This is a genomic window from Lentzea sp. JNUCC 0626, assembly GCF_043632865.1.
Classification (GTDB): Bacteria; Actinomycetota; Actinomycetes; order Mycobacteriales; family Pseudonocardiaceae; genus Lentzea.
Genome location: NZ_CP171635.1, coordinates 1,750,757 through 1,763,949, shown reverse-complemented (window position 1 = coordinate 1,763,949; position 13,193 = coordinate 1,750,757). Strand labels below are relative to the sequence as shown.

14 protein-coding genes and 1 riboswitch are annotated in these 13,193 nt (G+C 69.5%); of the genes, 2 read left to right on the top strand and 12 right to left on the bottom strand.

Annotated elements, in window-relative coordinates; translation table 11 throughout:
• Window positions 1-2: 2 nt before the first annotated feature.
• Both JNUCC0626_RS07920 and JNUCC0626_RS07915 read right to left on the bottom strand, forming a co-directional pair.
• The gene (locus tag JNUCC0626_RS07920; protein WP_394619016.1) at window positions 3-380 is read right to left on the bottom strand and encodes an STAS domain-containing protein; all 378 of its coding nucleotides are present in this window, start codon (window positions 378-380) and stop codon (window positions 3-5) included.
• A 13-nt stretch (window positions 381-393) separates the two neighbouring features.
• Window positions 394-1,077 (bottom strand): GntR family transcriptional regulator, encoded by a 684-nt coding sequence (locus JNUCC0626_RS07915; RefSeq protein ID WP_394619015.1) that lies wholly within the window; start codon window positions 1,075-1,077, stop codon window positions 394-396.
• Between the two features lie 18 nt (window positions 1,078-1,095).
• Here JNUCC0626_RS07915 and JNUCC0626_RS07910 point away from each other — a divergent pair, with 18 nt between their 5' ends.
• The gene (locus JNUCC0626_RS07910) at window positions 1,096-1,947 is read left to right on the top strand and encodes an isocitrate lyase/PEP mutase family protein (protein WP_394619014.1); all 852 of its coding nucleotides are present in this window, start codon (window positions 1,096-1,098) and stop codon (window positions 1,945-1,947) included.
• Here JNUCC0626_RS07910 and JNUCC0626_RS07905 read toward each other — a convergent pair.
• The 3 genes from JNUCC0626_RS07905 to JNUCC0626_RS07895 are packed head-to-tail and all read right to left on the bottom strand — an operon-like array spanning window position 1,923 to window position 5,382.
• Window positions 1,923-3,038, bottom strand: a complete 1,116-nt coding sequence (locus JNUCC0626_RS07905) for a bifunctional 2-methylcitrate synthase/citrate synthase (protein ID WP_394619013.1) — start codon at window positions 3,036-3,038, stop codon at window positions 1,923-1,925. The genes JNUCC0626_RS07910 and JNUCC0626_RS07905 overlap by 25 nt on opposite strands.
• A complete protein-coding gene (locus JNUCC0626_RS07900; RefSeq protein ID WP_394619012.1) occupies window positions 3,038-4,519 on the bottom strand; it encodes an MmgE/PrpD family protein in 1,482 nt (493 codons plus the stop codon). Before JNUCC0626_RS07900 ends, JNUCC0626_RS07905 begins: the two co-directional genes overlap by 1 nt.
• Window positions 4,519-5,382 (bottom strand): 3-hydroxybutyryl-CoA dehydrogenase, encoded by an 864-nt coding sequence (locus JNUCC0626_RS07895; RefSeq protein WP_394619011.1) that lies wholly within the window; start codon window positions 5,380-5,382, stop codon window positions 4,519-4,521. The genes JNUCC0626_RS07900 and JNUCC0626_RS07895 overlap by 1 nt, the downstream gene beginning before the upstream one ends.
• Window positions 5,383-5,505: 123 nt before the next feature.
• Between JNUCC0626_RS07895 and JNUCC0626_RS07890 the strand changes: the two genes are divergently transcribed.
• Complete coding sequence (locus tag JNUCC0626_RS07890) at window positions 5,506-6,891, top strand: short-chain fatty acyl-CoA regulator family protein (RefSeq protein WP_394619010.1); 1,386 nt, start codon at window positions 5,506-5,508, stop codon at window positions 6,889-6,891.
• Here the strand turns inward: JNUCC0626_RS07890 and JNUCC0626_RS07885 are convergent.
• From JNUCC0626_RS07885 to JNUCC0626_RS07855, 7 genes are all read right to left on the bottom strand, one after another.
• Window positions 6,888-7,472: a chloramphenicol phosphotransferase CPT family protein gene (locus tag JNUCC0626_RS07885; protein WP_394619009.1), complete on the bottom strand. Its 585-nt coding sequence runs from the start codon at window positions 7,470-7,472 to the stop codon at window positions 6,888-6,890. The genes JNUCC0626_RS07890 and JNUCC0626_RS07885 overlap by 4 nt on opposite strands.
• A gap of 8 nt (window positions 7,473-7,480) precedes the next feature.
• Window positions 7,481-8,284, bottom strand: coding sequence for a dihydropteroate synthase (gene folP / locus JNUCC0626_RS07880; protein ID WP_394619008.1), 804 nt, complete (start codon window positions 8,282-8,284; stop codon window positions 7,481-7,483).
• A complete protein-coding gene (locus JNUCC0626_RS07875) occupies window positions 8,281-8,544 on the bottom strand; it encodes a hypothetical protein (protein ID WP_394619007.1) in 264 nt (87 codons plus the stop codon). Before JNUCC0626_RS07875 ends, folP begins: the two co-directional genes overlap by 4 nt.
• A complete protein-coding gene (locus JNUCC0626_RS07870) occupies window positions 8,544-9,419 on the bottom strand; it encodes a methylenetetrahydrofolate reductase (protein ID WP_394621990.1) in 876 nt (291 codons plus the stop codon). Before JNUCC0626_RS07870 ends, JNUCC0626_RS07875 begins: the two co-directional genes overlap by 1 nt.
• 71 nt (window positions 9,420-9,490) lie before the next feature.
• Window positions 9,491-11,806 (bottom strand): 5-methyltetrahydropteroyltriglutamate--homocysteine S-methyltransferase, encoded by a 2,316-nt coding sequence (gene metE, locus JNUCC0626_RS07865; RefSeq protein WP_394619006.1) that lies wholly within the window; start codon window positions 11,804-11,806, stop codon window positions 9,491-9,493.
• A gap of 119 nt (window positions 11,807-11,925) precedes the next feature.
• Window positions 11,926-12,159, bottom strand: a riboswitch (cobalamin riboswitch).
• A gap of 179 nt (window positions 12,160-12,338) precedes the next feature.
• Window positions 12,339-12,608 carry an NUDIX domain-containing protein gene (locus tag JNUCC0626_RS07860; protein WP_394619005.1) on the bottom strand — a complete coding sequence of 90 codons (270 nt, stop codon included), beginning with the start codon at window positions 12,606-12,608 and terminating at the stop codon, window positions 12,339-12,341.
• 431 nt (window positions 12,609-13,039) lie between these two features.
• On the bottom strand, window positions 13,040-13,192 hold the full coding sequence (locus JNUCC0626_RS07855) for a hypothetical protein (RefSeq protein WP_394619004.1): 153 nt from the start codon (window positions 13,190-13,192) through the stop codon (window positions 13,040-13,042).
• Window position 13,193: the final 1 nt, after the last annotated feature.

Below are 13,193 nucleotides of genomic sequence, written 5' to 3'. Positions count from 1 at the left end.
CGTCACCTCCTGGAGGGCTCCGCCAGGATCGACTTCACCGCCTCGTCCACCGACTCGGACATCGGCAGCACCTGCGTCAGGGCGCTGGCCATGAGCGGCCGCGCGGCCGCGACCGCCGTGGCCACGACGGCGAAGCCCACACCGTCGCGCTGTGCCCGGGCGGCCAGCTCCAGCAGCATCGACAGTCCGGACGAGCCCATGAAGTCCACGGCGAGCTCCACGACCAGGCCGTCCGGCTTCTCGTCGGACAGGTCGAACAGGGCCGCACCGACCTTGTCCACGCTGATCATGTCGAGCTCACCGCTGACAACAGCGACAACGACACCGTCACGGTCACTGGTCGCCACGCCGGCCGCGGGCGTCGCTTCGTCCGAAGTCACGGAAACACCACTCCTAGAGATCCCCGACGGCTCTCCTCGCGTCGATCTTACGAAGCGCGCCGTCACGCTGCATGTCCGCGCCGGTCACCGGCCCGCCGACGAGCATCGACGCGATGGTGTTCAGGCTCACCCCGATGTGGAACACGACCGCCGTGGCCGCGGCGTCCTCGTCACCGTCCGCGATGGCCCGGCAGATGGCGATGTGCTCGCGCGTGGCATCGGCCAGGCGCTCAGGTGACCGCCGCGCCGGCTGCCGCAACCGGCGCACCTGACCGCGCAGCAACGCCAGCGACTCGGTCAGGTAGGGGTTCCCGGCGACTTCGGCGATGAGTGCGTCCATCCGCTCGATCGAGGCGGACGCGTCGGCCGAGGTGGCGAGGTCGTCTGCCAGCGCGGCGAACGCGCCCCGCTCCGCACTCCGGGCGCACAACCGGGCAGCGTAGGTCTCCAGTGCCTCCCGCATCTGGAACAGGTGCGTCACGTCGTTCAACGACACGTCGGTGACGAACGCGCCGCGCCCCGGCGTGATCCGCACGAGGTTCTCCCGCGCGAGCCGCTGGATCGCCTCCCGCAACGGCGTCCGCGACACACCCAGTCGTTCGGCCAGCAGCACCTCGCTCAGGTGCGTGCCGGGTGACAGATCCCACGCCACGATCTCCTCGCGGAGCTGCTCATAGGCCTTGAGGCTTTGGCTCACACCTGTACTGTATACACAGTGAATACACGGGCCAAGCTGCGCGAAATGATCAACGGCGACGGCGTGCACCTCGCGCCCGGAGCGTTCGACGGGCTGACGACGCGCCTCGTCGAGCAGGCGGGGTTCGAGCTGGTCTACGGCAGCGGCGGCGCGATCGCCCGCAGCGCCGGGGTGCCGGACATCGGGCTGCTGAGCTTCACCGAGGTGCTCGACCGGCTGACGCAGATGGCCGAGGTCACCAGCCTGCCGATCATCGCGGACGCCGACACCGGGTTCGGCAACGAGGTCAACGCCGTGCGCACCATCCAGTCCTACGAACGCATCGGCGTGGCCGGGCTGCACGTCGAGGACCAGACGTTCCCCAAGCGGTGCGGGCACCTCGACGACAAGTCGCTCGTGCCGGTCGAGGAGATGACCCTCAAGCTCGGGGCGATGCTGAAAGCACGCCAGGACCCGGACTTCGTGGTGATCGCCCGCACCGACGCCATCGCCGTCGAGGGGTTCGACGCCGCGCTCACCCGTGCCCGCGCGTATCTCGACGCCGGCGCGGACGTGATCTTCGTGGAGGCGCCGGAGACCGTCGAGCAGATCGAACTGGTCGCCGAGGCGATCCCGGAACCCAAGCTCATCAACATGTTCCACGGCGGCAAGACCCCGGTCGTGCCGGCCGAACGCCTGCGGGAACTCGGCTACCGGCTGGTGATCATCCCGTCGGACCTGCAACGCGCCGCCATCTCGGCCTACCAGCGGACGTTGCGCGCGATCTTCGAAGACGGGGACAGCTCGTCGGTGCGCGACGAGCTGTCCACCTTCGCCGAACGCGAGGAGATCGTGCGGACGAAGGACTACCTGAGCGCCAGCTCCCGCTGAGCCGGGCCGTCGTACACGCTCGTCGGGCGGATCAGGCTGTTGCCTTCGAGCTGCTCGACGACGTGCGCGGTCCAGCCGGTGACGCGGGCGGCCACGAAGATCGGCGTGAACACGGCGGTGTCGAAGCCCATCAGGTGGTAGGCGGGGCCGGCCGGGTAGTCGAGGTTCGGGTGCAACCCCTTCGCTTCCAGCATCGCCGCCGCGAGACCGTCGTGCAGGGCCAGCAACTCCCCCGCGCCCTTCAGCTCCGCGACCGACCGCAGTGCGGCGTCCATCGTGGGGACGCGGGAGTCGCCACGCTTGTAGACGCGGTGGCCGAAGCCCATGATCTTGCGCTTGTCCGCCAACGCCCCGGTCAGCCACTCCGGCACGCGGTCCGCGCTGCCGATCTCCTCGAAGGTGTCCATGACGGCTTCGTTGGCGCCGCCGTGCAACGGACCCTTCAACGCACCGATCGCCGCCGTGACCGCGCTGTAGAGGTCGGACAGCGTCGAGGTCACCACGCGGGCGGTGAACGTCGAGGCGTTGAAGCTGTGCTCGGCGTAGAGGACGAGGGAGATCTCGAACGCGCGGACGATCTCGGGTTCCGGGACCGCTCCGAACGTCATGTACAGGAAGTTCTCCGCGTAACCGAGGTCGTCGCGGGGCTCCAGGGGCAGCAGTCCCCTGCGCAGCCGCTGGTTGAGGGCGACGGCTGAGGGCAGCATCGCGAACAGCCGCAACGCCTTGGCGCGGTTGGCTTCCAGCGAGTCGTCGTTCTCGAACGGGTCGTGAGCGCCGAGCACGCTCACCGCCGTGCGCAGGCTGTCCATCGGGTGCGCGGAGGCGGGCAACGTGAGCAGGAGCGTCACCAGGTCACGGGGCAGCGCCCGGTGCGCCCGTTCGAACTCGTTCTGGGCGGCGAGCTGCGCCGGGGTGGGCAGTTCGCCGTGCCAGAGCAGGTGCGCGACCTCCTCGAACCGGCAGTGCGCCGCGAGATCCTGCACGGCGTAACCGCGATACGTCAACGAGTTCGTGTCCGGGTTCACCATCGACACGGCCGTCGTGTCGACCGCGACGCCGGCCAGTCCCTTGTGGATGGTGACGGCCATCAGAACAACCCCTTGGTCGCGGGTGGGAGGATGTGCTCCGGCAGCAGCGAGAGTCCGGCCACCTCTTCGGCGGTCAGCGTGTCGAGGCGGGTCACGACGTCGAGGAACTGGTCCTGCGCCGCCTCGGTGACGACACCTTCGGTCAGCGTGCGGAACTTCGCCACGTACTGCTCCCTTCCGAACGGCCGCGCGCCCGCCGGATGCGCGTCGGCGACCGCGATCTCGTCGCTGACTACAGTGCCGTCGACGAGCTCCACCTCGACGCGACCGCCGAACGCCGGCTCCGGCAGGTGGTAGCGGCGGGTCCACTCCGGGTCCTCGGTCGTGGTGACCTTCTGCCACAGCTCGACGGTGTCAGAGCGGCGCGCACGTTCCGGCGCGTAGGAGCGTTCGTGGTGCCAGGTGCCGTCCTGCAGCGCGACCGCGAAGATGTACGGGATCGAGTGGTCGAGGGTCTCGCGGCTGGCGGCGGGGTCGTACTTCTGCGGATCGTTCGCGCCGGACCCGATCACGTTGTGCGTGTGGTGGCTCGTGTGGATGACGATACGCACGACGTTGGAGAGGTCGCCGACGCGCGGGCCGAGGCGGCGGGCGAGGTCGATGAGCGCCTGGCTCTGGTACTCGGCGGAGTGTTCTTTGGTGTAGGTGCTCAGGATCGCGCGCTTCGCCTCGCCTGGCGCCGGGAGCGGGACGGTGTAGGTGGCGTTCTTCCCGCTCAGCAGCCAGGCGATGAAGCCGTCCTCGCCCTCGTAGATCGGGCTCGGCGCGCCCTGTCCGCGCATCGCCCGGTCCACGGCCTCGATCGCGACCTTGCCCGCGAAGCCCGGCGCGTAGGCCTTCCACGACGAGATCTCGCCCTTGCGCGACTGCCTGGTCGTGGTCGTGGTGTGCAGGGCCTGGCCGATGGCCTGGTAGACGGTCTCGGTGTCGAGTCCGAGCAACGCGCCGATGCCGCCCGCCGCGGACGGGCCGAGGTGCGCGATGTGGTCGATCTTGTGCTCGTGCAGGCAGATTCCGTGCACCAGGTCGACCTGCAGTTCGTAGCCCGCGACGATGCCGCGGACCAGGTCGGCGCCGGTGCGTCCGGTGTGCTGGGCGACAGCGAGGATCGGCGGGATGTTGTCGCCGGGGTGCGAGTAGTCCGCCGCGAGGAACGTGTCGTGGTAGTCGAGCTCGCGCACCGCGACCCCGTTGGCCCACGCCGCCCACGCGGGCGAGTAGCGCCCGATCAGCCCGAACACCGTCGCTCCGGGTGTGGCGGGGTGCCGTGCCGCCTGGTCGCGGGCGGCGAGCACCGGGCCACGAGTGAACGAGGCCGCGGCGACAGCGGCGTTGTCGATGACCCGGTTGATCACCATGTCGACGACGTCGGCGGCGATCTCGACGTCGTCGGTCGCGGCGGCGGCGAGCTTCCAGGCCAGCTGCTCCTCGCGGGGCAAGGGCTCGGCGGACGGGTAGGTGCGCACGCTGTGGTTGATCATCACTTCGCCTCGAGGACGTAGAAGCCACGGCCGGTCTTCTTGCCGAGCAGGCCGGCGTCGACCATGCGCAGCAGGAGCGGCGGCGGTGAGTACAGGGGTTCCTTGAACTCCTCGTAGAGGGAGTCCGCGATGGCCGCGACGGTGTCGAGGCCGATCAGGTCGGTCAGCCTGAGCGGGCCCATCGGGTGCGCGCAGCCGAGCTGCATGCCGCGGTCGACGTCGGCGGCCGTGGCGAACCCGGACTCGACCATCCGGATCGCCGACAACAGGTACGGCACCAGCAGCGCGTTCACGACGAACCCCGCCCGGTCACGTGCCTGGATCGTCTGCTTGCCCAGCACCTCGGTGGCGAACCGCGTCGCCCGGTCCACAGTGGACGGCGAGGTGAGCAGCGAGCCCACGACCTCGACCAGCGGTAGCACCGGCACGGGGTTGAAGAAGTGCAGGCCGACGACCTGCGCGGCGCGGTTGGTCGCCATCGCCAGCCGCATCACGGGGATCGACGAGGTGTTGGTCGCGAGGATCGCCGCGGGGTCCTCGACCACCTTGTCCAGCTGCGTGAACAGCTCGGTCTTGAGCCGCTCGTCCTCCGCGACCGCCTCTATCACCAGCTGCCGGTCCGCGAACTCCGTCAGGTCGGTGGTGAACCGCAGCCGCCACGACGCCTGCTCGGCCGCCGCCTTGTCGAGCTTCCCCGCCTTCACGGCGCGGTTCAGCGAGGCCAGGACCCGCTCCCGCCCGGAGTCCGCCGCCAGCTGGTGCTCCTCGCACACCAGCACGTCCAGACCGGCCCGAGCGCACACCTCCGCGATGCCCGCGCCCATCTGCCCGGCACCGACGACACCTACCCGTGCGATCTCCACAACGACTCCTTGCTACGGCTGTCACGTCCTGACAACGACCTTTCCACCCCGAATCAGCGCCTGTCAGCGTTCTGCGCTGTCAAAACTTGTGCAGGGTTGGGGACGTTTTGTAAAACTTGTGAAGTGGAGAAGATCTACGCGGGCGCGAGGCTGCGTCAGCTGCGCGGTGGTATGTCGGTCAGCGACTTCGCCGCGGAGCTGGACATCTCCCCCAGCTACGTCAGCCAGCTGGAGCACAACACCAGGCCGTTGACGATGCCGGTGTTGTTGCGGTTGACGGAGAAGTTCGGTGCCGACGCCGAGTTCTTCGCCCCGCGCGACACGGCACGGCTCATCGCCGACGTCCGCGAGGTGTTCGCCGACTCGTCGATCGGCGGCGCCCTCTCCCTCGCCGACCTCGACCAGCTCACCGCGAACCTGCCCGGCGTCGCGCACGTCCTGGTGGGCCTGCACCGCCGTTACCGCGAGGCGACCGAGAACATCGCCGCCCTCGTCTCCGAACAGGGCCTCGACCGCACCTCGGCGCAGCAGCCGCACGAGGAGATCCGCGACTACTTCTACCGGCGCAACAACTACATCCCCGAACTCGACCTGCCCGCCGAACAGCTCGCCACCGACCTGCGCATCGCCCCCGGCCAGGCCCACGCCGCCCTGATCACCGGCCTGGCCCGGCGACACGGCATCGACGTCACCACCGGCGGCGCCGACACCGAACAGCACCGCTACGACCCCGACCGGCGGGTCCTGCACCTGTCTCCGGGCTTGCGGCCGGGCCAGGCCGCGTTCCGCATGGCCACCGAACTCGCGTTGCTCGAAGCGGGCGACGTGATCGACCGCCTCGTACGCCCGTTCAGCGACGACACCGCCCGCGCGCTGGCCCGCATCGGCCTCGCGAACTACTTCGCCGGTGCGCTCGTGCTGCCCTACCGCGTGTTCCTCGGTGCCGCCGAACGCCACCGCTACGACATCGGCAGGCTCTCCGCCGAGTTCGGCACCGGCTTCGAGTCCATCTGCCACCGCCTGTCCACGTTGCAACGCAAGGGAACCCGCGGCGTGCCGTTCTCGTTCGTCCGCGTCGACCGCGCGGGCAACATCTCCAAACGCCAGTCCGCCACCGGCTTCCACTTCTCCCGGGTCGGCGGCTCCTGTCCACTGTGGATCATCTACGAGGCGTTCAGCGCGCCCGGCCGCGTCCACACCCAGATCGCCGAACTACCCGACGGCAAGAAGTACTTCTGGATCGCCCGCACGATCTCCCGGCAGGCGGGCGGCCACCACGACCCCGGCAAGACGTTCGTCATCGGCCTGGGCTGCGAACTCCGCCACGCCCACCGGCTCGTCTACTCCGACGGCCTCGCGCTCGGCGCGGACGCCGCCGTCACCCCGATCGGCATGGGCTGCAAGGTGTGCGAACGACCGGCGTGCCCGCAGCGGGCGTTCCCGGTGATCGGCAAGCCGCTGCGCGTCGACGAGCACAGCAGCACGATGCTGCCCTACCCACCGGCCTAACCCAGGTTCAGCACGGTGTCGGCCAGTTCCTCCGGCGATGCCGTGCTCGTGTCGACCACGAGGCCGTAGTCGAACGGAGCCTCCCCGGTCGTGGCGAGATGCCCCCGTGCCAGCCCAGCGGGGTTGTTCCGCGCCCGTTCGCGTTCTTCCAACAACGGCAACGGGCACGTCACGTGCACGAACAGCACGTCGAGGCCTCGCAGCGCGTCCAGCCACAGCGGCGCGAGCTCGGGAGCGAGCAGCATCTCGTCGATGATCAGGTCGTTTCCGCCCCGTACCAGCTCGGCCGCCGCGCGGCACCCCGCCGCCAGCATCCGCGCACCGGCCGGGCCGTAGCGAATGACGGCCAGCGGTCCACGCTCATCGTGCCCGGTCCGGTCGTACCAGAAGCCTTCCCTGCTCAGCGGGCCGTCGAGCCCACCACCCCAGCGCGGCGGCACCATCGCGAACAGCCCATCGATCCCCCAGTGGAGGTGGGGCCGGTTCGCACGGTCCTGAATGGAGCGTGCCAGCGTCGTCTTGCCGGAACTGGACGTGCCGTTGAGGAACACGACCCGGCCGTTCCGCTCCTGGTTCGTCACCGCCCACCCTAGATCGCCTCGAGCACAGCGATGGTGTCCCTGGTCTGCGGGACGTCGTGCACCCGGATCACGTCGACACCAGCCGACCACGCCGGCGCGACCACGGCCAGCGAAGCCGCGAGCCGGTCCTCCACCGGGCGGCCGGTGATCGTGCCGATGAACGACTTGCGGCTCACGCCGAGCAGGACCGGGATGCCCAGGCCGCAGAGCTCCGGCAGGCGGCGCAGCAACCTCAGGTTGTCCTCGATGCCCTTGCCGAAGCCGATTCCCGGGTCGATCCACAACTCGACCGCCCCGGCCGCCGCGCCGATCTCCAGGAGGTGCGCGCTCACCTCGGCCACCACGTCGTCGTAGCTCGGCTGCGCTCCGGCCGGTACCGGAACGACCGTCGAGTGCATGCCGACGTAGCCGACGCCGAGGCGCGTGGCCACCTCGTGCAGGGTGCCGGACACGTCGTTGACGATCGATGCGCCCAGCCGGACGGCGGCCTCCGCGACCTCGGCATGCCGGGTGTCGACGGACACCCGGCCGTGGACCGCCAGCCCCGAGACGATCGGGCCGATGCGGTCCAGTTCCTCGTCGGCGGACACCTGCACCGCGCCCGGCCGGGTCGACTCCCCGCCGACGTCGACGACCCAGGCGCCGTCGGCGAACATCTGCTCGCCCGCGGCGATCGCTCGCGCCGTGGCGTCGTACCGGCTGCCGGGCCAGAACGAGTCCGGGGTGGCGTTGAGGACGCCCATCACCTTGAGCGGGCCGATGTCCGGCCTGCTCACGCCCGGCGCGGCGAACAGTGTCTGGTCAAGGGTCACGGTCGCTGGTCTCTCGTCCTGTCAGGGCGGTTCGCGAGCTCGGCGAGGAGCTCCGGCGGGCACGCGGGCAGGGTGGCCGCGAGCTCTTCGAGTCGGTCGACGAACTCGGCGAACTGGTCGAGCCGCGTCCGCAACGCTCGGAGCCTGGCGTTCTGCGCGCCGATCTGGCGGCGTTGACCTTCCAGACTCTCGTAGACGTGGGCGGAGAGCACGACCAGTTCGTTCCCGTCGACCTGGATGCGGCGTGGTTTCGGGGGCATCAGAGCGGGATCGGGAGTTCGGCGACCACCTCCGTGGTGGCCCGGGCGAAGTTGAACGTGACGAAGTGCAGCCCCGGCACGCCCTCGGCCAGCAGTCGTTGCCCGAGCAGGATCGCCTGCTCGATGCCGAGCGCCCGCACCGCCGCCGGATCGTCCGCGACGGCGGCGAACCGTTGCGCGAGGTGCGGCGGGAACGGCGCGCCGGACAACTGTTCCGAACGGGCGATGGTCCTCATCGTCGTGACCGGCATCAGCGACGGGATGATCGGCGTGTCACACCCTTCGACGGCCACCCGGTCCCGCAACCTCAGGTAGTCGTCCGCGTCGAAGAACATCTGCGTGATCGCGTAGTCCGCGCCCGCCCGGCACTTCGCCACGAAGTGCCGCGTGTCGTCCCGCACGGTGTCCGAACGCGGATGCCGATGCGGAAACGCCGCCACCCCGACGCAGAAGTCGCCGTGCTCGCGCAACAACGTCACCAGTTCGCTCGCGTACTCCAACCCTTCCGGGTGGCGCACCCACTCACCGGTGACGTCACCGGGCGGATCTCCGCGCAACGCCAGCACGTTGACGACCCCGGCGTCGGCCAGCGCCCCGACGAACGAGCGCAGGTCGCGCACCGAGTGGTCCACCGCGGTCAGGTGGACGACCGGCAACATCGTGGTCTCGTCGGCGATCCGGGCCGCCACCGCGATCGTGTTGTCCCGGGTCGACCCGCCCGCGCCGTAGGTGACGGACACGAAACCAGGCCGCAGCGACTCCAGCTTTCGCACGTTCTGCCAGATCTTGTCGGCGTCGTCGGTCTCACGCGGCGGCATGAACTCCAGCGACAACAACGGTTTGCCGGCGGACAGGCGCTCCCGCACCGTGCTCAGGCGCGGGGAACGCGGCGCGGGAACCGCGGCGTGCGAGGAAAACGCACGCCGCGGGGAAAGCTGCCCACTCGTCACGCGCGAGACCTCAACTGCCCGGTGGCCTCCACCAGGTTCGTCAAGGTCGCCCGGACCTCCGGGTAACCACGCGTCTTGAGACCGCAGTCGGGGTTGACCCACAGCCGTTCAGCCGGGAACGCCGCGGTCGCGACGCTCAGGTGCCCGACGATCTCCTCGACGGACGGCACGCGCGGAGAGTGGATGTCCCACACGCCAGGACCTGCCTCGTTCGGGTAACCGGCCTGTGCGAGCCCGTCGACGATGGCCATGTTCGACCGCGCCGCCTCCAGGCTGATCACGTCGGCGTCCATGTCCACAATGGCCTGGAGGACATCACCGAACTCCGCGTAGCACATGTGCGTGTGGACCTGCGTGTCGTCCCGCACGCCCGCCGTCGCCAGTTGGAACGAGGCGACGGCCCACTCCAGGTACGCGGCCCGGTCGGCCGTGCGCAGCGGCAGGGTCTCGCGCAGCGCCGGCTCGTCGACCTGGATCACCGAGATCCCGGCCGCCTCCAGGTCCACGACCTCGTCGCGCAACGCGAGCGCGACCTGCCGTGCGGTGTCGCCCTCCGGCTGGTCGTCGCGCACGAACGACCACGCGAGCATTGTCACCGGACCGGTGAGCATGCCCTTGACCGGACGTTCCGTCTGGCTCTGCGCGTAGGTAGACCACTCGACGGTCATCGGCGCGGGCCGGGAAACGTCGCCGACGATCAGCGGCGGCCGGACGTAGCGCGTGCCGTAGGACTGCACCCAGCCGTGCTGCGTGGCCAGGAACCCCGTGAGCTGCTCGCCGAAGTACTGCACCATGTCGTTGCGCTCGGGCTCGCCGTGCACCAGCACGTCCAGCCCGATCTTCTCCTGCTCGGCGATCACCGACCGGATCTCGGCGCGCATCGCCTCCTGGTACGCGGCCTGGTCGATCTTCCCGGACCGGACCTCGGCACGGGCCTTGCGCAGCTCCTGCGTCTGCGGGAACGAGCCGATGGTCGTGGTCGGCAGCTGGGGCAGGTTCAACCGCTCGTGCTGAGCCTTCGCCCGCGTGCCGTACGCGCTGGTGCGCCGCAGGTCCGCGGCCGTGACCGCGGCGACCCGCTCACGCACCGCGGGCACCTTCACGATCGGCGACGCCGCCCGCGACGCCAACCGGCTCTGGTTGACGTGCAGGACGTTGCTGATCGCGGCGTGGCCCTCGGTCAGCCCGCGTCGCAGCGTGACGATCTCCTCGAGCTTCTGCCGCGCGAACGACAACCAGCCCGCGATCTCGGTGTCGAGATCGCTCTCCAGCGTCACGTCGTACGGCACGTGCAACAACGAACACGACGCCGCCACGTCCACCGACCCCGCCAGCCCGAGCAGGGTGCCGAGGGTGCTCAACGCGGCGGTGAGATCCGCGGCCCAGATGTTGCGCCCGTTGACCACACCGGCGACAAGCCGCTTGTCCCCCAGCCCACCCACGGACGCGAGCGCGTCGAGGTTGGCCGCGGCATCACCGGTGAAGTCCAGCGCCAGCCCCTCGACAGGAGCCTTCGCCAGCACCGGCAACGCGTCCCCGAGCCGGTCGAAGTACGTCGCGACCAGGATCTTCGGGCGCGCAGGTGCGGCGGCCAGCCGCGCGTAGGTCTCCGCGACCTTGGCCAGCACGTCGGCCGGCTGGTCGGTCACGAGCGCGGGCTCGTCGATCTGCACCCACTCCGCGCCTGCCTCGTGCAGCTTGCCCAGCAGCTCCGCGTACAGCGGCACGAGCTGGTCCAGCAGGTCCAGTGGCCGGAAGCCTTCGGTGCCCGTCGGGTCCTTGGCCAGCAACAGGAACGTGACCGGCCCGACCAGCACCGGCCGCGTCGTCACACCCTCGGCGAACGCTTCGGCGAACTCGGCGAGCGGCTTGCTCGCGTCGAGGGTGAAGGTGGTGTCTGGGCCGAGTTCGGGCACGAGGTAGTGGTAGTTGGTGTCGAACCACTTCGTCATCTCCAGCGGCGGCGCCTCCGCGGTACCGCGAGCCATCGCGAAGTAGCGGTCCAGCTGACCTGCCGGAGTCGTGGCGTCGGGAACCGCGGCCAGGTGCCGCTCCGGAACCGCACCGAACAGCACGGCCGTGTCCAGCACGTGGTCGTAGAACGAGAAGTAGTTGCTCGGAACCTCGTCGATCCCGGCGTCACGCAGCTCCGCCAGGTTCTGCAACCGCAGCTCACGCGCGGTACGCAGCAGGGCATCGGCATCGCTGCGACCAGCCCAGTAGGACTCGATCGCCTTCTTCAACTGCCGCTGCGCACCCTGGCGCGGATAGCCGTGGACGGTGGCACGGCTGGACGGAACGGTCTGGGTCACGGGGCTCTCCTTCGCGAGTCCACGTGGACCTGCGGAAAGGAGCGCGCGACAAACCACGGCCGTTGACCGGGCCGTGCTTCGCCACCGACCCACCCGCGAGGTCTCGGCCTGCACCCACGGTCGTGGATGCACAGCGGGCAGGTCTTCGGACTCATGGGCGTTCCGGCTCGCGCCGGGTTCCTACTGGCCGTCGCTTCCCAAGCCTCCCGGCTCAGTGCTCGCCTCTCGAAGAGGCAGACGGCGGTCGTTCCCACTCACCGCTGCGGGGCAGTCCCGGATTCACACCGGATTCCCTCTTGCCTCGACCACCACCACGAACTCGCGACGGCCGAACCAGCTGCACACTCACTGTAGCGGTACAGGACCGCTCGATTTCTAGGTCTTGTCCCAGCCCATGGGAACCAGTTGTTCACAACCCGAGCAAGAGCGGCTCAGCCGGAACTTCTTCGGTGAGCAAGGTCGCGACCGGCGAGGCGAGGTCGCGCGGGGAGAACAAGTCAGCACCTCGATAGCCGGCTATCTCAGCCAACGTCTACCACCTGCAGTCCGTGGCGTACCTGGGCGACAGCACCTCCTGACGCCAGACACGCGGCGGATCATCGTCGACGACGAGGCCGACTTCCTCGCGCAACTCCCGCCGTAGCGCCTGCACAGGGGTCTCGCCGGACTGCAAGCCCCCACCTGGCACTCGGTCAGCTGGTCCCTCAAGACCGCGAACCCAATGACCGCGCCACCTACGTGGGCAAAAGTCTGCGCCTGAACTGCGGCTGCAAGATCCACGACCTGCGTGCCTTCGCCGCACAGATGCGACGCCAACGCGGTTGGGACATCGCTACCAGCACCGGCTGGGGAGGCAGCTCCACTGACACCGAAACCACTTACAGTCTCCGCGTTCGCCGCAAGAGCCTCGACACGCCAACAAAACCAGACACGAGGAAAGTCCAGCGAGTGCTCGACCACCTGAACCGCATGCTGTTGATCGGTGGCGAGTGGTCACCACGCACGTTCGACAGCATCCGCCCGCAAGCCCGTCCTCGGCCCAGCCAGGGAGACTCAGGAAACTGGTACAGGCGACCTAACGCCGCCGCGGGCGGCAAGTTAGGTACCTAACTTGCCGCCCGCCAGAGGAAAAACCTGCCCGCGTTGTGGCCGAAGGCGCACGGACCAGAGCGGCACCACCTGGAGGCGTCGACCTCCGCACCAGGCACCGGCGTGCAGCTGTGGCCGCCAGGGTCAGCCTTCGCAGGTCACGCAGCCCTCTTCCATGCGGCAGGTCAGGCCCACTTCCATGTCGTCGTCGTCCCAGTCGATCGCGAAGTCCGCGTCGGCGGAGCCCTCCGTCGCCACCGGACCCGCCGCCTCGATCACGGCACTCTGCTCACTCATT